Annotated in this window: 12 protein-coding genes; 2 read left to right on the top strand and 10 right to left on the bottom strand. The window is 62.6% G+C overall.

What is annotated here, in order from left to right:
- Window positions 1-154 precede the first annotated feature (154 nt).
- Window positions 155-703: a hypothetical protein gene (locus U1E26_04775; protein ID MDZ4168956.1), complete on the top strand. Its 549-nt coding sequence runs from the start codon at window positions 155-157 to the stop codon at window positions 701-703.
- 826 nt (window positions 704-1,529) lie between these two features.
- Here U1E26_04775 and U1E26_04770 read toward each other — a convergent pair.
- From U1E26_04770 to U1E26_04735, 8 genes are all read right to left on the bottom strand, one after another.
- Window positions 1,530-3,170: a DUF2357 domain-containing protein gene (locus U1E26_04770; GenBank protein ID MDZ4168955.1), complete on the bottom strand. Its 1,641-nt coding sequence runs from the start codon at window positions 3,168-3,170 to the stop codon at window positions 1,530-1,532.
- The gene (locus U1E26_04765; protein MDZ4168954.1) at window positions 3,167-6,577 is read right to left on the bottom strand and encodes a hypothetical protein; all 3,411 of its coding nucleotides are present in this window, start codon (window positions 6,575-6,577) and stop codon (window positions 3,167-3,169) included. Before U1E26_04765 ends, U1E26_04770 begins: the two co-directional genes overlap by 4 nt.
- Entirely contained in the window at window positions 6,577-7,503 is a 927-nt protein-coding gene (locus tag U1E26_04760) for a hypothetical protein (GenBank protein MDZ4168953.1), read from the bottom strand. Before U1E26_04760 ends, U1E26_04765 begins: the two co-directional genes overlap by 1 nt.
- Before the next feature lie 31 nt (window positions 7,504-7,534).
- Entirely contained in the window at window positions 7,535-11,455 is a 3,921-nt protein-coding gene (locus U1E26_04755; protein ID MDZ4168952.1) for an N-6 DNA methylase, read from the bottom strand.
- A gap of 2 nt (window positions 11,456-11,457) precedes the next feature.
- Complete coding sequence (locus tag U1E26_04750; protein MDZ4168951.1) at window positions 11,458-14,280, bottom strand: helicase-related protein; 2,823 nt, start codon at window positions 14,278-14,280, stop codon at window positions 11,458-11,460.
- On the bottom strand, window positions 14,277-19,451 hold the full coding sequence (locus U1E26_04745) for a DEAD/DEAH box helicase (protein MDZ4168950.1): 5,175 nt from the start codon (window positions 19,449-19,451) through the stop codon (window positions 14,277-14,279). Before U1E26_04745 ends, U1E26_04750 begins: the two co-directional genes overlap by 4 nt.
- A 521-nt stretch (window positions 19,452-19,972) precedes the next feature.
- The gene (locus U1E26_04740) at window positions 19,973-20,770 is read right to left on the bottom strand and encodes a hypothetical protein (GenBank protein MDZ4168949.1); all 798 of its coding nucleotides are present in this window, start codon (window positions 20,768-20,770) and stop codon (window positions 19,973-19,975) included.
- Between the two features lie 202 nt (window positions 20,771-20,972).
- Window positions 20,973-22,049, bottom strand: coding sequence for a hypothetical protein (locus U1E26_04735; protein ID MDZ4168948.1), 1,077 nt, complete (start codon window positions 22,047-22,049; stop codon window positions 20,973-20,975).
- Window positions 22,050-22,077: 28 nt separating this feature from the next.
- On the opposite strand from U1E26_04735, the gene U1E26_04730 reads away from it, so the two are divergent.
- Window positions 22,078-22,923 carry a zinc ribbon domain-containing protein gene (locus tag U1E26_04730; protein MDZ4168947.1) on the top strand — a complete coding sequence of 282 codons (846 nt, stop codon included), beginning with the start codon at window positions 22,078-22,080 and terminating at the stop codon, window positions 22,921-22,923.
- 259 nt (window positions 22,924-23,182) lie between these two features.
- Here U1E26_04730 and U1E26_04725 read toward each other — a convergent pair whose 3' ends face one another.
- Entirely contained in the window at window positions 23,183-23,563 is a 381-nt protein-coding gene (locus U1E26_04725; protein MDZ4168946.1) for a hypothetical protein, read from the bottom strand.
- Window positions 23,564-23,808: 245 nt separating this feature from the next.
- The gene (locus tag U1E26_04720) at window positions 23,809-24,090 is read right to left on the bottom strand and encodes a hypothetical protein (GenBank protein ID MDZ4168945.1); all 282 of its coding nucleotides are present in this window, start codon (window positions 24,088-24,090) and stop codon (window positions 23,809-23,811) included.
- Window positions 24,091-24,102: the final 12 nt, after the last annotated feature.

Below are 24,102 nucleotides of genomic sequence, written 5' to 3'. Positions count from 1 at the left end.
CGTCCGCGGAAGTTGACCTGAAGCCGGACACCGCGTCACTCTGAGTGTACGAAGCGCCGCCTGGCGCAAGACCGTCCGGCTTGCGGCGGAACGCTGTCCGGCTTGCCGTGGAACAGGTGATCGGCTTCACCGGAATGCGCAGGCGAAGGAGCAAATGCGCACGTGCCGTGACTGCGGTACCACGTGGTACCTCACGCACGAGGAGGCACGGGAAGCGGCACCCGATATCGCTTCGATTCAGGGCGCAAGGATGCATGCACTGGGGAGCGGCGGTGTGGCGGGCAACCATCCTGCGCGTCTTGAAGCCCAGAAGTGGCGTGTTGATCCTAGGAACCGCTGCCCGCAGTGTGAATCGAACGACTTCGACATGAAGGGGCCGGGATTGTTCGGCAAGTACACAGGCAGGCCCTACCATTCACTCAAACTCCTGGAGGCGCTAGAGAATCAGGCTCACACGCAGCAGAAGTTCGAGCTGATGAGGCTGCACATGGCCCAGGACAGTGTGGGGTGGGCAGACGCCAAGAAGGAGGCCGAGCGGCGTCTAGCGGCTGGTGCATACGACGACTCAGTCCCTTGCGCGGCATCACCAGTTTCTTCAGCCGCATCTACAGACACCCGGACGTGCCCCTACTGTGCCGAAGAGGTGAAGTCCGCCGCCATCAAGTGCAAGCACTGCGGCTCAGCAATCGAGCCGCTAGCATGATGTGAGGACCGGGGCCTCCTGGTGGGGATACCGGCCTTCTACCAGCGGTAAGACCCCTGAAACTCCTCGGTACGAAGCCCGCAGGGGCCCTCAAGCGCAGGTGGCGGGCCATCGTAGACCGTCTGTGGCTCACGGGGTACGTCATCGGGCGAGCTGGACGCGCCGAGGGTCGCGACGCGGTCACGCAAGCTTTCGGACGCGTGCGTGGCCCTTGCGACTGTGGGCTCATGCCGACGAGCGCCAACGCGGTCGGGTATATTCGGTGTCGCAACCTGTGTCAGTACGGAGTGGATTGGGGCTTGCGATGGCGAAGGAGCTAATGCGCACGTGCCGAAAGTGCGGCGCCACATGGTACCTGACGCCCAAAGAGGCACGAGAAGCGGCGCCCAATGGCCTTTCGATTACGGGCGCAAAGATGCAGGCGCTGGGGAGCGGCGGGCTGGCGGGTGGCTATCTTGCGGGTCTCGAGGCCCAGAAGGCGCGGGTGGAATCTAGGAACCGCTGCCCGCAGTGTGGGTCAATCGACTTCAACCAGAAGAGGCCGGGATTATCCGGCACATACGCAGGAAACTCAGTCAGTCTAGCGCCTGGCGAATACCTCGAACCAGTTCCTTCCGCGGCATCACCGGTTCCTTCAGCCGCATCTACAGACACCCGGACGTGCCCCTACTGCGCCGAAGAGGTGAAGTCCGCCGCTATCAAGTGCAAGCACTGCGGCTCAGCGATCGAGCCGCTAGCATAGTGCGAGGACCGGGTCTCCCGATGGAAATCCCGCGGGCGACAAGGTGGAGGCAATCGAAAGCTCTGTCTGGGCTGACGCGCCTGGTCATAAGCGTCCAGCAGCACGTGGGGCCACCCGCTCAGGCTTGGCGATCAGCACGCCATGGAGTACTGCTCTCAGTTCGTCAGCGCCGCACCTAGGCGTCAGTGGCACAGCTCCCACGCCCTCGCCTCCACCCGGTTCGGCCGGGTAGAAGACCTCCTGTGTCCCCGGATACAGCATCCGCACGGTCGCCACATGGGCGCCGTCGCGTCCTAGCGCATCTCGGTAGGCGTGCATCTTGTGGATGTCGGCGTTCTTCCACCAGATCGCCGAAGCGCGGCCGGCACGGTCATCGTTCTCGACGGCCTCCTTGGCTGCAGCGTCCGCGTCGAAGTCCTCTACGGCCCAGCGGTCGATACGGAACTTCGCGTCGAACAGGTGGAGGGTGTCCCCGACTTTGAGGACGATGTCGGGACGCAGCGTGACGGAGTACGACCGCCACTGCGTATTCGCACGAGAGAAGCTCCGGTTGTAGTGGAGTTCCACCCCATCCTCGAACACGAGCTTGATGCCCTCATTGAGCGTCGCGGACATCTCATCGCCACCGACCGGCACGCCGTGCAGTGGTCGCAATCCCAGTCGCCGAATCTGCTCGGCCATCTCGAAGAAGCACCAATACTCGTAGAGCAGGCTGGCACTCTTCGTCTCGATGATCCGGGTCAGGTCGGCAGCCGAGATGGGATACCGAGACGCGAGCGATAGCGCATGGAAATGGAGCAGCAGCTCTCGGTAGCCCGTGCGCTTCTGTAGCACTTGGGACTGCGCAGGGAATGAACGCAGGTCGCCGACTTCGCGCAGGAATGGGGCCTGTTGCATGGCACGGAGCTCCTGCGCCAGCTTGTCGGCATCGGCGGTCAGATCCAGATCGACTGCGGATTGCTGGCCGAGAACAACCAGGAGCCGCTCAACCAATTCGTGCGCAGTGGAGAGGAAGTGGCGGGCGAAACGATTCTCGGGGGTGTCGAGCGTCGGCTCGGCGATGACCTCGACGACCTCGCGCGGGAAGTGGGCACGTCCGGCATCATCCGTGAGAGCGCGAGCCAATGCTGTCGAACTCAACAGTGAATCGGAATCGAGCTCAACCCAGTTCTCCGGATGCGAGGCGATGCGCTCGAGCGTGCGAGGAGTGACTCCGCGTGCGTCCCAAGGTGTTTCGCGGCGCTCCTCGCGGACGAGCACCCGATGCGGGTCCGCGCTGATTGTTGCCCAGGATTCGAACAGCGACGGGCTGCTCGACCACATCGCCCAGCGCAGGTAGACGAATGCCTGATAGAGCCGATCGCGCTCGTCGGTGACGTCGCGTGAGAACGGCACGAACGTCGGCGAATTGACGTCGAAAGGCAGGTTGGCGATACGCGCAGAAATCTCCAGCAGTAGATCGTCGAAGCCCTTGCTATCGAGCTTGTGCGAGCGAATCTCGCAGATGCTTCCGGCAAGATCGAGCAACCCGACATAGTCGCCGAAGTTGACGAGCGCGCGCCATCCATCCTCCGAGGGCAGCTCCTGAGTCACACACGAGACTGGTAGCGCCGGTTGCTCTGGTGACTCGACAAGGTAGTCTTGCCAGCACCAAAGCAGAATACGGCCATCGGCGCCCGTCGGGACGTCCTCCGCGTACCCGGTTCCTGTGCGGAGTCGAATCACTCGACGAAGCTCACGAAACCGACCGACTGGACTGTCTTGAGCATTCGGCCAACCTTGGCCGCCGACAGCGGTAGATCTTCCTTGGCGAGGTGCTCGAGAAGATCCGTCAGTGGACCTTCCAGCTTCGCGCGGCTTCCCGAGAGCTTGGGCAGGATCTTCTGAAGCACCTGCAGGTCGTATGCGGTTTCCAGTGCCTCAGGTCCAACGAACTCCGCTGCGAGATTGAGGTAGCGAGCGATCTCATTAGCGACGCGATACCCGAAGTGGAGATTGTGCTGCGCCATGAGGCCGTGAAGGACACGCAGGCGGTCGGCGTACTCCTGCGGCAGGGACTGCCAGTCCTGCGGGATCGGCTTGCGGTAGGACGCGAGCAGACCCTCGACCGATACCTCGGGGAGCAACCGGAAGTCGCCGGTCTCGAAGCCCTCGCCCAAACCATACGAAACCAAGTCCACCGCATTGAACTCAAGCGTGTTCGCCCGGTCCAGAACCTTGGGGCTGAACATGTAGGTTGTCTCGTCGACGTTGACGGTCCCGGTGAAGACTACATTCGTGGGCACGCGCAGCCTTTGCGGAACGCTGATTCCATCGAGGGTCTCGAGAATCAGGTCCTCTCCGGCGTCATGAAGCACCAGCTCCGAATCGGCCTCGACCGCGGAGAGGAAGTCCGAGAAGTAGTACTCCACCTTGGCGAGGTTCATTTCGTCGAGGATGACGAAGTGCGGCTCATCGGGATTCGCCTGCGCACGAAGCAGGAGCCGCAGTAGTTCAGTCGTCTGGTACTTCTGCGTGAGCGGATTGTAGTAGCCGAGAAGCGCCCGGTTATCGGTCCAGTCCGGGCGGACAGACAGGAACGCGATCCGCTGCGAAGGAACGAGCTCACTCCGACGCTCCGTCGCGACGATGGCCAGCTCCAGCTCGAAGTCGGGGATGCCCTCGGAGGGTAGCAGTCGAAGTTCCAAGTAGTCGCCCCGCCTCGCGTTGGCCTGGAACCAGTCGTGGAGTTCCGGCTTCATGTGAACCTGCACGTTCCTGCCGGACGGATGAACGTAGAGTCGCGCATCCCAACGCTGGCCACCGGCGTGCACCACGAAGTCGGTCGGCGGTGTGTTGGGAGCCGGGACGGTGAATCCCTCGACCAACGCGAAGGGAATCGTCAGCCTCCGGTATTCGAAGGCGCTGCGCTGAACCTCGACCCGCACGGCTCCGGGCGCCGCTCCTGCGGCATCCGGGGCGATCACGACATCTTGAACCGACGCGGGGGCGACGTGCGCGCTCACGAGCTGCGCCATCTTCGTCTTTCCCGTGCCCGAAATGCCAGAGAGGATCACGAATGGCTTGGTCGCAAGCGACAACACATAGTCGGTAACCAACCAGTCGGGGAAGTGAAAGCCCTCCGCGGCGATGTGGTCATAGACAGATGATTGCTCGGGCGCTGCGATTCCTTCGCTCAAGAGTCTCACTCGCTTCTCATCATCGAATATGGCTTCGGCAAGCTCAGGCCGACTGTAAACGCGGTAGGGCGAGCGCACATGGCCTTCAAAGAGTATCTTCGCGGAATCCAGCGCCGGCTCCATCGCCGCGTGGAGCGCATCCACGCTTTCGCGCGCGTCGGCGAGGGGAAGACAGCCGAGGGTCACATTCGAGTCAGCGGCAAATCCGGTCCCGCCGCCGGCAATCTGGTAGAGGTCGGAGTCCTTCGTGAGCGGGAAGACGATCTGCTGATCCTTTGAGCGCTCGTTGCCGAGACCAAATAGGAGCCAGCTTCCAACGTCAATGTGGATTCGTCGGCCCTCGGGCATCGTCGCGGCCAGGCGGTCGTCATCAGGGCCAGCGACCCCAGCACGCACCAGCCCATCTCTCGCGATGTCGAAGGCCCACCACGCGGTCTCCCAGTCCAGGAAGAAGCGGGAAAACGGCGCTGCGAGAGTGCGCGGATCGGGATCATCGACTCCGGCGGCCGCGTTTGGCGGAGTGCGGAACGCCACCCAGATGTATCCCTGCACATCGACCGTCGACTGCGGCTCATAAGCGGCAAGCGCCTCTCGCAGCGCGCCGACCTCTTCGAGAATCCTCGCGTAGACCTCTCCCGATGCCTTGGAGCTCAAGTCGAATCCAGCATCGACCTCATCTAGGAACCACTTGGTGGCTCGTGGTTTTACGAAGAAGTCAGTCTCCGGGTGGAGCAGCATCAGCAGATAGGTGGGAAGGGCCCACTTGGTCGGCAGACCCCGAGCAGTGGTGTAGTCGGTGAAGCGTCCGAGCCTGGTGGGGCTTTCACCCTCGCCATGTAGTAGGTCATAGAGCTGCTCTGCGAACTCAGACTGGTCAAGCCCCTGCCGATAGAGCAGCGAGAGGTCACCGTCCTTGGGAACCTGAAGCCACAGCAGATTGGTTGACTGGCCGACCTTCTCCACGCGGGAGATGACTTCCGTGAATTGCCCCGCGTCGATGAGCCCTCGTAGCGGTTCCGCGCCGAGCAGTGCCTGCGCGTTCTCCGACGCAACGCGCTTGTAGTTGACCTCGTCCTTGATGAAGCGCGGGTCCGAGAACCCAGTCCAGCCCGGATAGGCGGTGAGGACCCTGTCCAGGAACGGCACCTCGGTCGTCGGCTCAGCTTCGTGCCAGCGCGCGAACACCTCGGGCGTGTCGTAGTAGTCGAAGTCCGGCCCGTACTGCGTGCTGAGAACCTCGCGAATGGCCAGAAGTGCTTGGTCCTCGTCGAGCTCCTTCGCACGCTCCGCGCCGCCGATGAGATCGGCGAATGCAGAGACTATCTGCGCCTTGTCTTCACGCGACAACGAGCGCTCGAAGGTCTCGGGGAAGAGAAGGTGGAGCAGGGCGCTGCGCTGCATCCAGGCGCTGTTCACCTCTATCGAGCAGACCTGGTCTTTGAACGCCCAAGGGTCCTCCGACGCGGCAGCGCGAGCCTCCTCGGGGAGCGCCTTCCATGCGCGCATCGCCTCGATAATGAACCGGATCTGGCGGTCGCGGCCCCTGTTGAAGAACGTTCCAGTGCCCGCCAAGCCGTAGTCGAGTGCGGCATCGACCTCTGGCGGCAATTCGCACGGATCCTTCATCCACCCCAGAATCTCATGGATAGTCTCGCGCTTCTTCGCCCCGCCGATGCTCACGGTGACGAGCACGTGCATGAGAAACGCCTCGACCATCAGCTGGATCACATCATCATCGGCGCCCTCGAGCTGGCGCTTCAGCTTCTCCATGAAGGAGTCCTCGCCGCCATCCCAGTTGATCGTGAAGCGTTCACGTATCTCGTCCAGCGACGCTGCGGTCCAAACGGCCCTGCCCGGCGTCAGCACCGACCCATCGGACTCAAGCGCGCCCACTCGAAAGCGCTCCGCAACCGCGTAGACCTTGTCAGCGCCATCTCGCGCGAGTCTGGCCATTAGCTCATCCTCTCAGATACGGCATCTATCCACCCAATGATCAACTCTGCGTCGCACTCGGGTATTTCAACTCCCGAGCGTCGGACGCGCACTCCCCAGTTCGCCTCGTGCCCTCGGAACATCTCGAGTTTGGAGACGGTCTTCCTTGTCACAATGCCATCATGCAGTGACAGCCGAGCCGTAAGTGGTCGCACCGCCCATTCCCACTGAGAGTCATATCCCGCGTAGGGCCTCGAACGGGCCGGGCGAGCGTCCGAGACAATCTCCTCAGCGGAGACCCACCGCCCACCATCGCCAGTCACGAAATTGATGAAGATGTCACCACGGGCGATGGATCTTCCCTTGGTCAGTGAACTGGCTACCTCGATGTCGCCCACGCTGAACCGCTCCCAAGTCTCGGGCGTATGGATGTTTATCCAATAGCGCGTGGCGCGTGGCGAGCTGGCGGGCGGCGCGTCGACGCCCCACGGGGAACCCACGGGCCATCGGTCGACGAACATCTTACGAAGCTCATCGGCAGCCTCTGGAACGACGGCTTCGACCGAAGACAGCTTCACCCAGAGGTTCGCGCGAAACGGTCCCGCCGCGCGCTTCCAGGCAGCGGGAATCTCGTCGGCGCGAATGGGTTTGTCCAGCGGCACATTCTCAGAATGAACTCGGATACCGCCTGCTCCGGGCCAGTCGCTTCGGTCATCCTGATCAGCCGGCCACGGCGCTGACTCAGGCTCCGCCGTAACCACCCCTAGCGCGACGATGGACTGTCGTTCCCAGCTAATCCAAATGTCGCCCGGGACCATGTCTTCGAGGCAGCGCCATGCCTCACGGACTCCACCGGACTTCGTCTTCGATGGGGACCAACGGTAGCCCCGTTTCAAGTCGATGGAGTACTGCGGCTCTGTTTGATTGACCCACCAAACTGCTGGCATATGGCCTCCGGGGCGCTGCTGCACTCTTCCGCTAATTGGAGTACTCGTCGAACAACTCGAGAATACGGTGCTTCGTGCGGTAGCCGCCGAAGCGCGCTGCTTCGGCAGCCCTGATGACCGTGAAGGTGTCCATGATGTGCTCGACATCCGCGAGTGCTACGCCGTAGAGATGGAACACCGCAGCGTCAATCTGACATCGAAGTTCGAACCGGCGCGCCTCGTCCCAGGCAAAGGGCTCTCCCTCATAGGCCAAGTCGCGCGCGAACGGCTCCATCTCTGCTGAGGTGTAGACCAACTCGAGAACGCGCTCCGCGAACCACTTGGGCCCGAAACGCGCATCACCTCGATCGATCAAGGCCTGCGGAGGCAGCACCGGTAGCTGGTTCAGGATCCCGAATGTGAGATTGGGACCAGCGAGCTTCAGTCGCGCCGCGTAGTCCACAACGAAGGAGTTCAGCATCGCCACGAGCCCGGCAATCAGAGCCGGCGGCTGGCGAGGGAAAATGACGGGCGCCGAATGGCCCACTCCGACCATGGGGATGACCCCCACAATTAGGGACCTTGCGCTCGCCTGACCCCGGGTGACGTTCCTCCAGGCGAGCATCCACTCGTATTCCCATTCATCGCCCACACGCCCTTGCACCGCCTCGCTTGAGACCCAGTAGCGGGGCATCACCGCGAACGATGCATCTCCGTGACGGCACCCATCCACGCGATCGGGCGCCGCCTTCACGCCGAATCGTTTGCTAGCCGGAATCCCTTCGAAGGTCCCGAATCGATAATCATACTGAGTGAACAGCTTCGCTTCATAGAGTGGAAGCAGAAGGGCATCTTCGAGTTCGAAGCGATTCGAGTGCCGCTGGTAGCCCGCTGCCTCGAGGTCCTCCAGCACTCTGAACAGCCCCGAGTCGGTAGCCATGTTGAACAGACCCTGGCGCAGACGAATGCTCCAAGCGCCACCGGGCTCTTGCGGGCTTGCATTGAGGGCGTCGACGGACGAGTAGATGCGTAACGCAACGTCGGCGTCGTCGCGACTCGCGAACATCGGGGCGGTCCGCGTCAGGGGATTCACCAAAGCGACTTCACCGGCGGACAGCCGATACACACGGTCGCTATCCCGGACTTGCTGCACCGCCAGTAGGTTGAATGCGAACTCGGCGGGCTGGTCTCGTCGTGCTCCACCCGTCATCGTGAGAAGGCAGAAGTGGAAGACGGTGCCCACCGCAGGGAAGATTCGTCGCTTGTTCTCGAAGTCATAGAGGCTCACGAGAGTTCCCAACGCCACCTGAGCTCCGAAGAACACCTTCGTCATGTCGTCTGTGGCAATGCTCGTGGGCAGTACGCAGCCGATACGGCCGTCGCCGCCGGCTATCGAGGTCATCGCCTCCGCAAACAGTCGATACGTGTTGGGTCTGCCCATTGCCGAAAGCGGAAAGCGCCCCGAAGCCCTCGCAAAATGAACTGCCCCCGCCACACGCCGGCGTTCCGCCACGAACGCCTCGATCAGCGATGGGTCTTCCGTCGACAGCTTCGCTATCAGCTGCTTGCGGGCATGCGAGTTACGCGCTCCAGCGATCCGAGGCTCGCGCTCGGCGAAATACTCCTTCTCGTCAACCTCCATCTGCTCCCATGGCGGGTTGCTGAGAACACAGTCAAACCCTCCAGCCCAGCCATCAGGGAAAGCCGATGAATAGCGTGCCGATGTGAGGAATACGTCGGGAAACTGCAGGTGCCAGTGGAACCACTCGTACACGTCGGCGAGCGCCGCCACGGTAGTGCTCGAATCCGCGCTGAGCGGGTTAGTGCCGCCGCGGAGTCCTTCAAGAACGCCCTGCGTAATCGGAGCCGGCGCGCCAGTGGCAGCAGGCCACACGAAGGCGGCACAGTAGGCATCAGCCACGAGCTTCGAGTCCGAGTACAGTGCGGACCGTGAGAATGCGCTGAAGGCCGACTCCTTGTCCGCTAGCCGCTCCGGTGTCTCGTCGGACATAGCATCGATGCGTGCTAGATCGTCAGCGAGCCGCGCTCCATAGTCACTCGGCTCCTCTGCCGCGAGTAGATCCATCTGACCGCCACGTGCCGACTTGTTGCGTGCCTTGTACGAGGAAGCGATCTTCTTGTCGTCACCTTCGATGGGCACGAAGGCCTCGTCCGGAATCCCCATATCAATCAACGCCGGTGTAGCACCTAGAAGCGAGTTGCCCTGCTTGAGGTGATGATCGAGAAACGATAGCGGTTTTCCGGGCTCGATAGCCTCAAGCCAGAGCCCCACCTTGGCGAGCTCAACCGCCATCGGGTTAATGTCCACACCGTAGATGCAGCGCGAGACTACGTCGCGCAGCGCATGGCGCTGGGCAGAGGGTGAAGGCTCGTCATCGCCGGTCCGAACCTTGGCGAGCTCCCGAGCGATTCGATGCGCGGCGGCGATGAGGAAATGCCCGGAGCCGCATGCTGGATCGCACACCTTAAGGTCAAGAATGGCCTCCTCGACGTCACGCTTTTCCTTGCGCGCTGTCTCGATTCGCTCCTCGAGCACGGGCTCCAGAGCGGAGTCGAGTAGCAAGCCGATAAGCGAGCTCGGCGTGTAGTAGCTGCCCGTGGTCTTGCGCTCAGATCCGGCAGCAGTCCCGAGTTCAAACGAGCCCGTCTCTAGGTTGAGGTTCGGGTGCTGTTCAAGAAGCGATTCGTAGACGCTGCCAAGCTCCTCCGCCCCGAGATTCCGGTAGTCCACACGGCGCCGCGCCTTGCCGTCGAGAACCGAGGTAAGGGCACGGATGGCCTCCAGTAGATGAAGGTTCGACACTTGCGAATTCGCCAGCAGCGGATCGTTGTCTCGGAATAGCCCTCCGACGAAGGGCACGCCCAGCGAGCTTTCACCCTCGCCCGTGGCGAACAGCTCGAATGTGAGCAGGAGCTGTTGCCATAGGTCGGACTGTCCGTCGCCTCGCCTGCGTTCTGCGAGTCGGCGAAGGCGAGACACTGAGTAGTACTTGAGATAGCGGTCTTTCGCTTCTCGTGTCGCCCCGGGGGAGAAGACCAGCTCGCGGTCCTCTGTCGCAAAGAGGAAAATCAGGCGATAGACGACGCGGAGGACTTGCCGGTAGAGGTCGTGTTTGTCGAGATCGCCATCACGCAGGGCGGTCTTCAGGTTGCTGTTGCCTCGGTGCGAGACCAGTCCAGTGCCCAACGCTGTGATGGCGGCTTCCACGCCGCCGCGCAATGCGTCCAGTGCGCGCGTGCCCTGGGAGCGGTTGGTCGCAACCCACTTCTCAAGCCAACACTCTTCGGGTCGCTCCCCCTCGAGGCGCGACTGGTGGAGCAGCATCCAGAGCAACACGAAGTCGTGATACTCCTGGCCCTCGAGCATCGCCTCCAAATCGAACTCCACGAACGCCTGTCGCGTCATGGCTGCGTTGTCCCGAAGGACGCGCAGGATCCGACCGTTCGAGACAACGCCCCAGAGGTAGCCATCAGAGCGATTGAGCAGCTCCTGGACGAGACCATGGGGGCTCATCGTTGCAGCTCCAGCAGCCCCCTTCGTGCGCTTGTCGAGGTCGATATTCGCGCCTACGAGGTGCAGCGGCACGCTCCCGGAAAGATGAGAGACAGGATACGGCTTGCCCTCGGCGGTGATGCCCCTGGCTGCCTCCAAACGACCGTAGTTGAGTTCGGAAAAGAGCACGTAGAGCCACTTCTCGCGCGTAATAGTGGTTGCAGTGTCGTCGGTAGACAGACGCTGGAGTTGGCCGCGGAATGCGGACCAGGCCCCTACAAGCCTGAGCCATGAACGGCTGGCCGCGTCATCAATCCGTTCGCGCCCCACAAGGTGGTAGTCCTCGGAACGAAGCCCTTCGATGTCCGACTTCGGTGTCAGCAGACGCTGGAGGAAGTCTGCCGGCAGGAGCGAGCCTTCAGTGCGAACAGTGCTGAATGTGCTCTGCGTCCGGGCCATGGTCAGCTCACCTGTCCGGCGGTCTGCGGGACGAACACGTAGACGCCTAGAACGTCTGGTGGCAGATGGGTCACTCGATAGCTCACGCCCTTCAGGCGTGCGGCCTCACGCATCTCGCGGTATTCCGACTCCAGCGCCGTCGCCCGCACCCCTGCGTCGGAATCCACGAAGGCGGCAAGCTGTCCCGGGTAGGCGTCCAGCACTTTGCGGATCGACTCACTCGCGCCAACCACGTTGCCGGATGGCCGTGCCTTCAGTAGTGCGGCGATCTCATCTGCGCCGAGCCATTCTGGAGATGTCGGTGAGCCTCGGAATGCGAGCATGCCTGAGCTTTCTGCAAGAAGGCGACGCTCGGCATCACCGCGCTTCGCATCGACTGAGAATCTATAGCGCGTGAGCAGAAGCGTAGTTCGCACCGAGACCGCATCCGTGCGCATGACGCCAGCCCTTTGCGCAGGCCCAACCGCAATATCGTCCAGCGCGGTGTCGAGCACCCATGTGGCGATGGCTTCGACGATTGGGTGCGTGCGATGAAGGTAGATCTGCTCCGGCTTCGCGGAGGGCTCGAAGGCGATCTCGAGGCTCTTCCTCTCGCGACCGATGAGGTCGCGGAGGTCGACTCTCGCTTCGCGAAGGTCAACCGCGAGCACGCCCACACCACTCACTCGCGCGCCCGCTGCCTTGAGCGCAGCAATCACAAACTCGCGAACCTCCACTTGGGAGCCAAGTTGCTCGACCACCTCTGCGAGCCTAGCCGCGACCTCATCCGGCTTGATGGTTTCCTGCGCGAAGACGGTGCGCGAGCGCTTCTCGCGGTTTTCGGCTGCGTCCCACTCGGCATCGAGCTGCATCTGCTTGGGCTTGATGAACTCCGCCATGTCGAGCTGGAGCTGCTCGCCTCTCGCACCACTCGCCTCGCGGATGACGAGTCCCTCGAAGATCGCCTCGACCACCGTCTCGGACCCCGCGGGAACCGGGACCGAGACTCCTAGCGCATTTCGGATCGCCTTGTGCTTGCGAATCAGGACGTTCAACACGATTCCGTCTATCGGGTTGTCCTTGCCGAAATAGGTGACCACCCGAACCTCGGGGTTGAGCTGGCCAAAGCGGTCTACCCGGCCCTCGCGCTGTTCGTGGGTGGTGGGATTCCACGACATGTCGTAGTGGACGACGGCGTCGAAGACGTTCTGGAGGTTCACTCCCTCGCTCAGGCAGTCGGTGGCGACCAGGACGCGCTGTTCGTGCTCGGCGAGCTCCTCGATACGGGCCTCACGCCCCTCGGGTGCGAGCCTTCCGGTGACGGCCTCGACCGCGACCTTCTTGGGCAAGCGCGAGCGCAGCTCCTCGGCCACGTACTCCGCAGTCGGGATGTAGTAGCAGAACACGATTGGGTTGAAGCCATCCTTCAGCAGGTCTTTCACTATCTTCACGACGCCCGTGAGCTTAGGGTCCTTGTCTCCCTTGAGCAGCTCGGCACGGTCTGCGAGCTCACGGAGTTGCTTGCGCTCGGAGCTGCTGAAGCCCACCTTCTCGTCGAGCTCCGCACCCAGAACTACGTCGCTGGACTCGGTCTCGTCTTCCTCGAAGCCCAGCACCATGCTGCGACCCAGCTCATCGAGCTGGTCGACGTTCTCCGTGTCGAGACCGGGAGCACGGTTGCGCAGCGTCTCGGCCGCAGCGGCCGGCGAGGACCCGATTGACCGCAGGAGACTGACGAGCGCCCACCAGCGCAGGCGTTTCGTGCGCTCGTCACCGCCCTTGCTGGCGCTGTTCTTCGCGTAGGCAACGGCGTCCTCGAAGAGCTGGTGGTACTCGGGGGAGAGAGCGTAGGTCAGCTCGGCATCCTTGCGCTTAGGAAACGCAGTGTCGGTCTCCAGATACCGCTGGATGTCACCTCGACGCCGCTGGACGAGGTACTTGGCGAGCTCACGTCGATAGATGGAGTTCTCGGCGCCCGTGAGTTCGTCGGGCATGTTCGCGAGTGACGGTTCTAGCAGCTCAAGCAGCGAACGAAACGCATTCTGTTTGCCGCTGTGGGGGGTGGCAGTCACGAGCAGAATGTGGCGCTTTGGGTCCTTTGCCAGGGCCTGAAGCAGCTCGAATCGCTGCATCCTGCCCCGCTCCTGAGCGCCGAACGCACAGGTGTGCGCCTCATCCACGATGATGAGCTCCGGGGCCGCGCGCAGGAAGGAATCACGGTGCTGGTCGGTCTTGATGAAGTCGAGGGAGACCACGGTGAAGGGATAGTGGGAGAAGAGCGACTCGCCGTGTTCGAGACCCCGCTCCAAGCGACGCGCGGTCGAGGCCAGCACGAGCTCGGCATCGATGTGGAACTTCTCGGACAGCTCGCGCTTCCACTGCTCGGCGAGGTGCGGAGGGCAGATGACCGAGAGCCGTGTGGTCTCGCCCTGGTCCAGCATCTCTCGGGCGATGAGTCCTGCCTCGATGGTCTTGCCGATACCGACGTCGTCGGCGATGAGCAGACGAACGGGGTCTTGGCGCAGCGCCATGAGCAGCGGCACTAGCTGATAGGGCCGGGGCTCGCATGCGATGCGGCCAAGCGATCGGAACGGCCCGGCGCCGGAACGGAACCCGAGACGCAGGGCATCGCGCAACAACCTGGCTGATTGGAAATCGCCAGCCTTGTCCGGGTCCGGGAGCCCGAAGGTGGCCGGCTCCACAGTCTCAAGGGCAGTGAGGACTCCAGCGCGCTCTTCATCTGTGCCACCGAGGGGCCTGAGCAGGAGGAGTTCGTCCGTTGAGTCCGGAAGGACAACCCACTCCCGATTGCGGGCACGCACCAAAGCGCCGACAGCGAAGCTCACCTGGAACCTCCGAAGACTTCGGGGAATCGCTTGAGGAGTGCGGGCCAGTCATCGTCGTAGCGGAACACGATCATCGTGTAGCCAAGGTCGTCGAGGGCCTCGCGCTTGACCGAATCGTCTGCTGCGGTGGCCTCATCATCGTGAACCGGGCCGTCGATGAATATCGCGACTGAGTGATCGCGGTAGAGGAAGTCGGGACGAGCCCCCGCCGCTTCGACCAATGGCTGGGCATCGGTGGGAAGCCGTAGGCTGGCGTCACGCAGCGTCGTGAGCCACTTCCGCTCGAGATCCGAATCCGTGAGTCGCATAAGGCGCTCGAAGTGCTCTTCACGCGGCAGCGCGTTGGGTGAGACCTCAACGGAGGACTTGGCTAGCTGGAGAAGCAGGCCCGATATCTGGAAGCGGTCAAGAAGCTCGTGGTCGGGCTGGTTGTAGTAGGACATCAGGCAGTCGTAGCAGGCCGCCGTGCAAGGCTCCTTGGCTCCGCGTGCGTATCCCATGTCGGTACCGCTCGGGTCGAAATGGCAGAGCTCAAGCGCTCGTGCTGCGACCCTCGGCAGCGCGGTTGGATCCTCCACCAGACGACGGAGAACGCCAGCGCCGCCTTCCGCCGCCTCGTAGAAGAGCAGGGCCCGGCGGCCCGCACGGTCCGGCAGAGGCTCAACGGCGAGCTCCGAGTCCTCGAGCTGGTAGGTGACCTGAATGGCGCTCTTGAGCGCGGCGGAAAGCGACGCCATCACCGTCGAGTCCCATTCGCCGGTCGGCGTGAACACGAGGCAGTTCCGGCGATCCTCGACGAAGGGCACGACCCGCTCGGTCCGCTTGGCCTGCGGCTCGGTCTCGTTCTTGCCGGCCGTGTCCTCCACCTCTTCTGACTTGGCCCACATCCCGGAATCGACGTCGATGAGGAAGCCCTTCACGGCCTGGTCCTTGCGCCGCTTCAGTCCGAGATTCATGCGCCAGAGTGTTGCCGAATGGCCGTAGGCAAGGTCCGCGATGGTCTCCCCGTCGAAGGAGGCTACTGCAGTGCGCTTAGAGAGCTCGCCTTCGCGCTCGGCAAAGCGGAACGCCGTGGTGAGCTCGAACCCCTGGCGCTGGCGCTCCTCTTCGTCGCTGTTGATCCGGTCGCGACGACGCGTACCCACGTTGGTCAGCCGGAAGAGCTGGTCCACCGGTGCCGGCAGTTCAGCGCCGCAACTGGCGCAGATGTCGGGCGCAATCTGCTCGATGGGGTGCAGGTATCCGCATTCGGAGCACAGCTTGATGCTCCGCTTCAGGATTCGCTCGGTGCCCGTGCCCTCGGCCTCGACTGGCAGCACCGCCTTCACGATCTGGTAGCGCAATCCCTCGTGGTAGACGTAGGCGTTTGGGCCGAACTCCGAGATAGCCAGGAAACGCGGACGCGACAGGAACTCGTCGGTCCCCCGGCCTCCTCGCCGGCCTGGAATGAACGCGGACAGTGGCAGCCGTGGGAAGTTGTAGCCCGGCAGGAAGCCCTCGCTCGCAAAGTAGCGATAGCTGTAGAAGTCCGATTGCATGATGCGGTCGTTGGAGGCCAGCAAGAGCCCGAGCTGCGCCTCCGCCTCGGCACGAGCGGCCTTGGCGCTGTTCTTGTCCTTCATCGAGCTCGATGCGTCGAGCATGGTGCGGTTCGCCCGGGCCTGCTGTGCCATCGCTGCGCGATAGAGTTCGCGCCACCGGTCGCACGCATCCTGGAAATCACGCGGCAGCGCTCGAACGACCGCGCCCAGCCACTGCTCGGCGTTCCAGTCCGCGGGCAGCATCTCCATGGGAATGGAATCGAGCACGCGACGAGCTCGTTCGATGGTTCGCGTCGCCGCGGTGGCGTTCTCGAGCTTCTCCAGGACTGTCGGCAGCAGTTCGAGCGAGGGCGTATCGCCCTCGACATCGAGTACCTTTCCGAGCGAGCGACCCAGTGCGAGGCCAGCCTCGTGTATCCAGATCGAGTGGACGTGGGCCCTGAGAAGATCCTCGTTCGAGAGGTCCAGGCGAGGCGGTGTCACCTGTCCGGACACCATCTCCTCCGGCCGACGGAAGAAGTACTGATCGTGCGGGCTGCCAGCCGAGCAGTAGGTGAATACCAGCGCCGGCTGCCCGCTGCGTCCCGCGCGTCCGCTTCGTTGAGCGTAGTTCGCCGGCGTCGGAGGCACGTTGCGCATGTTGACGCAGTTGAGTTCAGAGATGTCGACGCCCAGTTCCATCGTGGGCGAGCAGAACAGCAGTGGGAGCTTCGCCTCGCGAAACGCCTCTTCGCGGCGCTCGCGCTCTTCGCTCAGGACCTGCGCCGTGTGCTCGGCGGCACGCATGTCCTTGAGCGTGGATGCCTTGGTGCGGTAGTAGTCCACGAAGAACGCGTTGACCCGTGCGCCTTCTGCAGGCAGCCGCGGCACGCGCACCGGGTCATGGGCGGGGGTAGTTCCATCGCCGGGAATCCAGCGCATAGCCGCCGACTGAAGCTGATAGCCGGGAACGTCCTCGTCGCGCTCGGCATCGATAACCTGCTCAACGAGACCGGCGCTGGCGAGAACATTCAACATCTGGCCGATTATCAGTTGGCAGTCATCGCGGGAGATAGGCTCGCCGCCGCCGAGTTTGCCGTTCTGCGAGATGTAGCGCGCAAAACCGGATCGCCCTGAGACGAAGGTGTAGGAACGGTCATCGGCCTTGCTCCGGGTGCGTGGGAACACGACAGTCGCGTATTCGAGGTTCTCAGTGCTGAAGTCCCACGGGTCACGCAGGTTCGTGTACGACTGCGACTTCATCTGCTCAAGCCGATTGGGGTCAAGGAACTGAACCTTGATGGCGAGAACGCGACGCATGTGGTCCAGCAAGGCTTTCGAGACTTCTTCGCGCAGCTGGGGCTCCGCTTCGAGAAGCGCCTCATGGCAGCCCCTCCAGGATTCCTCGTCGGCGCACAGTTCCGCCAGGTCCTCGTACTCGACGCGAAGGAGCCCGCACTGCTCCAGGTTTGGGGAAGTCAGTCGCCATCCGCGCTGCATGTCGCGGTAGAGGCGGTAGCCGACCACATCGAGCAGCGCCTCACGCGCTCGTCGCTCGGCGGCGAACTTGGCCTCGGGAGCGGCGGCGTAGTCCATCGGTACCAGGCCCATGGCCTCCATCACGCTCGTAGTGAGTTCCTGGTGGCCGAGGCCTTGCTCGCCGGCACTCATCGCGGCGTGGTAGAGGCCGGAGCGAAGCAGTCCCACCTCGACGAAGTCGTTGAAGTGGCCGGCTTGAAGCGCAGCGTCCTGACGGTTGTCCGAGAAGCTCAGAAGCTTACGAGCCCTCTCGCTGAGGGACAGGTCAGCGCGCAAGTTGCGAAGCGCTGTGATGGCGAGAATAGTGGTCGCCGTGCTTCGAGCCTCAGTGCCGAGCGTCGCCAGCTTGCCGAAGTCCGAACGGATGTTGGAGCTGTGCGCGACACCGCACTTGAGGCAGAACCTGAAAGGCGCCGGCACGAACCATGCCTCGTTGCCACCGCCACCAATGGTTCCGTCTCCGCCCACATAGACCCGCGTGGGCAGCTGCTCACGATAGTGGCGTTTGAGACGGGTCAGCCCGTTGTGCTCCTCGGTCCATGTCTGCGGAACGAGGTTCACCAGCTCCACTTCGTCGTCATCAGGCCAGGGCGCGGTTGTGCTCACATAAAGGTAGCCCGGCTTGATGGAGTCGGTCTTTTCGCGATCCCGCATCTCTCGTTTGACGAGACGGTCCTGGTCGTCAGGACGCGATTCGAGCTGCGCGACGTAGTATTCCTGGCCACATTCCCGGCAGAACGCGAGCGGCATCAGAACCTTGTCGCGTGAGCTCGGTGCGAATCGCTGCGGTTCGGTGGTAATCTCGCGCGATTCCGGCGGCTCGAGTGTCGCATAGACCGTGTCGCCTCGGCTGATGAACTGGTGGAGGCGGAATGCGAACACGGGGCTGCCTGCATCGGGATCGTGGACGTGGTAGCCGGTCATCAGGCAGTCGCGAATCGCCTCTGCGCAGCGCTCCTCGGGCACTGAGCTCTGCTCGGAGAGCAGCGTGGCCGCCTCGCCGACGTTGCGTGGAGTCTGCCGTATGAGGACGCCGGTCTCGGGCTCCTCCGCCAGGCCGAGCGTCGTCTCGATCCATGCCGCCAGTGGGTCCGCCGCGAACGCCTCGTAGGTCTCTGGTGCGGTGACGCCGACGCCGAGACGGGTGCCGAGTTCTACCGCCGTTGGGGAACCCGATGTTGCTCGCCGCAGCGTCTCCCCGATGACGCACTCGGGCTTCACGGTGGCGCCGAACAGCGTCGTCGCAAGTCGCGCTACCTCGATCTTCTGCGCCGCAACCGTGCCCTCGCCGGCAAGTGTTGCCGATGTGCCGACGTGCTGAAGAGCGGGTGATTCGCATGCCTCGCGCACCCGGCGCATGAGCATGGCAACATCGGAGCCCTGACGCCCGCGATAGGTATGGAGTTCATCGAAGACCAGAAACTGCAGTCCACGCATAGCTTTGACGAGCTTGCCTTCGTCGGGACGGGTCAGGATGAGTTCGAGCATGACGTAGTTGGTGAGCAGTATGTCGGGGGGATTCGCGATGATCTCGCGCCGTTCCTCATCGGACTCCTGGCCCGTGTATCGCCGCCACGTCACCGGCTGGCCGCCTGGTGGATAGCCATGCTTCAGGAACTTCTCAAGCTCGCCGAACTGGCTGTTCGCCAGTGCGTTCATGGGGTAAACGATGACCGCCTGGATGCCCTTGCCGCTCCCGCGACGAAGCACATGGTCAACGATCGGAATGATGTAGGCGAGGCTCTTGCCGGACCCGGTGCCCGTGGTCAGAACGTAGTTCTCTGCGCTGCGGGCGACTCGAATCGCATCGTCCTGGTGCCGATGAAGGTGCATCTGCTCGCCGAACGAGCCCTGTCCCGCACCGGGGGTCTTGCTGCGACGGAAGATGCGCGAGCACTCCGAGTGCAGGACGCCCTCGTTCACGAGATCATCGACGCTGCCGCCACGCTCGAATGCCGGGTTCAACTGGACCTTTGGGTCGGGCCAAAGGAGACCCTCTTCGAGCTTGGTGTCGACGAGCTCGTGGATGCGTGCATCCGCGATGTTCATGAAGCTCTTGGCATACTCCGAGAAGTCGCCGACAAGCCGCTCGCGAAGGTCAAAAACGTCCACACTGCCCCCAGGGGAAGAGGTGCGCCGACCCCCTCGGATGGCGCTCTTTTCATCGTAACCTATGGGTGCGACATGAAACGGCGTTTGGCTGATCTTGTCCCGCATTGAGCCTATCGACCCCCGGCCGGCGGCGCCAACCACCGCGACAGCATTGCGGCCGAAGCCCTGCCCCCAACAGAGAGCTCGGACCAGGTGAACGCCAGCGCGATCCTCCACGGCAGTTCGACCCAGGACGCCGAGATCGGGCTCGCGAGTGGTGCCAAGCGAGGCAATCTCGCGCGTCCTCGTTGCCGCGATTCCGGCCAATTCGGCTCAGCTCGCACGGTCATAGACGGATCGTGAAGATGGATCGAGTCCCCTCAAAGCGAACAGGCCAGAAGCTACACGCATCTGAACTGCGGTTTTACTGGTGGGCGATTGTGGATGGTCCTGTAACCAGAAGGGTCTGAAACCCGAAGGTACCAGACCCGTCTTGTCTAGCGGACGATTATGGCGGGGGTTGTGACCGCGTTCACGGCACGCTACTGAAAGGTCACTGATCTTGTCCCATGCTTCATGACGCCACCCCATTCGACCCAGTACTCAAGCAAGGCCGTGGTCGGCATTGGCCTGGGGAACGATGTAGTTGGAAACAGAAGTCGGCCGCCGCCATTGGGCCTTTGGCACGGCACATCGACCGAATTGAAGTGAAGGAGGCCGAAAGCGCGCGGTTCCACGACTTCGATTCCATTCACGTAGGCATGGACCAGAACGCCGCCCCCGATACTCACGCTATCGCCAACGGTGAAAGTAACATCGCCCGGCCAGAAGGCCGCGGCCGCGGTACTCGCATCCACCCCTGCCGAACCCTGAGGGCCCTGAGGTCCTGCGGGACCAGTTATACCTGCAGGTCCTGCGGGACCGATTGCACCTGCAGGTCCTGCGGGACCGATTGCACCTGCAGGTCCTGCGGGACCGGTTGCACCTGCAGGTCCTGCGGGACCGGTTGCACCTGCAGGTCCTGCGGGACCGGTTGCACCTCTAGATCCTGCGGGCCCTTGGAGCCCAGGGGTAGGCTGAATAGCGTCGATACGATCGGACAGCGCGGTATTGGTCGCGATCTGTGCCTTCTGCCATGTCTTGAGACCGTCGATGGACTTCTGCTGCTGAGCATTCGTCTTCTTGATGGCCGCAATCTGCGACTTCAAGTACAGGACCTGCTTGTAGAGGTAGCTGGTGGTGGCCGCCTTCGCCGGATTGGGCATGACGACGTACGTCATCCCCACGACTGCCAAGGACAGTAGAACCGTCAAGGCTATCTTGCCAGCACGTCCGCGCATCAAGACCCCCTCGGTTGAGCCCGCCTACCTCAACGCAGAGTATCTCACCATCCCCGCGAAGGGAACGGCGTCCGCTACACGGAAGGAGGCAAGAGCCCTCCTGGCGGTGGAAGAGCCCATTCGAACTCCTCAGCAGGGAGCCTTCAAAGGTCTTCAATACAGGCGGTGGGCGATTGTGGATGCGTTCGTGGAGAGAGCCAGCTCACGCCGAGTCACTAGGAGGTTTGTACATCGGCGAAGAGACGTCCAACCATTCTTCATGAAGGAACTTCCAGTAGCGAGGGCTGGCGCCCTCGCCCCAAGGCTCCGAATCGAGATTCATTTCGCTAATTGCGGCGTATTCCTGCTGTGAATCACTCAGGAGCTCGCGATTCGAGGCATCTTCGAGAAGTAGGTCGACCAAGGCGTTGTACCGTATGTCCCACAGGCCATACGCGTTCCAGTAGTAGCGGAAGTCGTGTTTGCTCGAAAACAGGCGCCATGCGATTGCCCGGTGAAACACTAAAGCATTCACCAAATCGGCCCCAAATGCATCGTTCAGTTCGGCGATACGGCCAGGAATCGGCTTGCCGTCGATGAGGCCCCGGATGAGCGGGCCGTCGCTGAAGCGAGCATCGCCATCTACAACTGCGGATGGCTCACCAGCCACGACCCAAGACCAGAGCCGTAGCACAAGGCCATAGGCCGCTGGCAGGTCCGAACGTGATGTCGACCACGGTGGACCCAAGGCATCCCGCATGAAGCCAACCTCGTCAAGGTGCCCCCACTTTCGACAATATGCAGGTGCGATTGTGTCGGCGAGCGAGAACTCACGGTCGGGAGCTACTTCTGGTGCCAGCATTCCCGCGATGCCTTGCTGTTTCGGCGGAAACGGCAACACACGAAAGACGACTGTACCGTAGTCGGCCCTGACACCCCACATCTCGCGAAGTAGCACATCCAGAGTCCAGAAGCGTATGAGGTACTCCTTCGACACGAACTCTGCGACTAGGCGGTCCAACTGCTGGGTTGCAGACGCGCGCCGCGCAATTTCCGTGGACTCAACAGCTGCATCAGCGGCAATGCGTGAGTCGGCGAGGGCAGTGGCCGTGTGTCTGAGGCTCCTTGCGGCGACCAATGCCGCCGCACCCGCGAACACGGCGCCAAGCATTGATGCCGCAATGGCCAAATAGTCCATCAGACTCGGCTGAAGTGAGGAACGAATCCCGGCAAGTTGCGCAACTGCGTCGCGGACTTGGGCCGCTGTCGCCACGTCCATAGGTGCTGCCCCGACACTCACGGCATATCCCCTCTTTCGACGCTACCTGTTGTCAGAGTATCTGGCAGTAGCGGGCACCCGTCCACAGACAGCTCGCGCGAACAACGCCCAGAGGCGCTCCTGCGTCCTCAGAGACTTCCTGTACTGCGCCGAGTGCGGAGCCAAGATAACCGCCGGGGCCCACAAGGGTTTGACCTACTACCGCTGCACCCACGACAAGGGCGACTGCTCCCAGCGGGCCTACACCCGCGAGGAGCTCCTCATGGCCGAGGTCGCTGACGTGCTCGACCCCATCGCCATCACGCCCGACATCGTGGAGGCGCTCGTCGAGGAGGCCCGCCTTCGCGAAGGCGACGCCCGCAGGGCGGCGGCGCGCGATCGCGGGGCCTTCGACGCCGCGCTAGCACAGAATGCCGCGCGTGCATCGGCGTTGCTCGACAAGCTGCTCGACGGCGTGGTCAGTCGTGAGGCATACGCCGCCAAGGTAGCAGAGCTCGACGAGGAGCGGCGCACTTTGGAAAACCGCATCTCGAGCCTGACCGAAGCACCCGAGGGCCTATCAGCGCAGGTAGAAGCGCTGGCGCGTACCGGGGCGGGTGCTCGCATCGACTTCGACGCCGCCGATGAGACCACCAAGCGCGAGGTGCTGGCTGGCGTACTTTGTAACCTGTCCGTCGAGGACGGTCGCATAGGGTCCTACCAGTGGAAAGGCCTCTTCGGCTTCCTCGAAAAGAATGCCTCCGGGCCTTCATTCATGAATGGTGGGCGATACTGGATGCGCTTCGAACCGCATAAAGCTGGTCAGCTAAGGAAGCTTAGATCCTGGAGAATTCCTCGCGCCTCTTCGCACGCCTCGGTGGCGGTGCTAGCGGTTATTGATTCATGCGACTTGTAGTCCGCTGCGACTCGCTCGGCCTTGAGCGCGCGCAGAGCATCAACCAAGTCACAAGCGTCGTCGCTACGCAGTTCGAGACTCGTGTACCACCGCTCGTGTTCGCCCATATGCTCGTCTGCGTTTTTGGGGATGAACATACTCTCCATCCACTCAACCGTCACACAGTAAGCCGCATAGTAGGCTCGACTCACGGATGTTCGCCATGAAGCCTCGGCAAGCGGACTAGCGCCATCTGTGACAGCGAGCTCACTGGCGAGGTCTAGATACTTGCTCCAGTTGAACATGACTTCTTCGTCTCCGAATGAACTGATATCGCCACGAAACGCTGGGCGCATGCGGGCAGGCTCTCTCGAATCCATGAACGGCGCAGCCGCTTGACAGCGATGCGCTTGTGTTCACCGGCGACGGGCGCGAATACCCGAATGAGCAGTGAGAGCGTGCCATCGTCGGGGTCTGCAATTGCTGCCAACCGGATCCGCTCAATCCTCGCCGGCACCACCGCAGTCGCGAGCGCAGGGAACAACTCCAGACGCGTTCGAACCTCTGGATGTATGGCCAAGAACTGGTTGACCTCCGCCCAATCAGACGACGCGAAGCCCGCGAGAATAGGCAGGTCGCAGTACGCAATCGAAGGGGTCATCGCCCTTGCAGGGTCAGCCGTCGTGAAACGCGGCCCAGCGGACATCTCGGTAGCCGAATACACTACGCCCGAGGCAAATAAGGGCTCTACCAAAGGGGCCACCAAAGTCCCCACGACGGTCCCTGTGACCGAGATGTGACGAGCCAAAACAGAAACCGCGTCGATGAACACGCGATCCCATGTGGGTGTGTCTCCCGTGTCCACATACCGGGCAGTGCTGACACAAGCAGCCTGTGATCCAAAGGTCATTTCTCGTCCTCGGTCTCAGCTGACAAATCCGATGCGGCCGCCGCAACCAACGCAGCTACACGCAAAAAGTTGTCCGTCGTAAGGGCTATGCGCCCCACGCAGTCCGCAGGGACGTCTCCTTCCTCGGCGGTGCGCGAGGGATCCGGAGCATAGAACATGAGGAAGACCTCTTGGCCCGTCGTCGACAGATTCAGATGAGTCGCGTAGGTCAATGGAACAGCTGGGACAACTGCTGGCATGAAGTTGATTCGACCCTGAAGTCTCGATCTGTCTGTCATGTGCGCACCCCG

This window comes from Coriobacteriia bacterium (assembly GCA_034370385.1).
Classification (GTDB): Bacteria; Actinomycetota; Coriobacteriia; order Anaerosomatales; family PHET01; genus JAXMKZ01.
The sequence above is the reverse complement of the archived record's forward strand: the minus strand, read 5'-3'. Positions and strand labels throughout refer to the sequence as shown.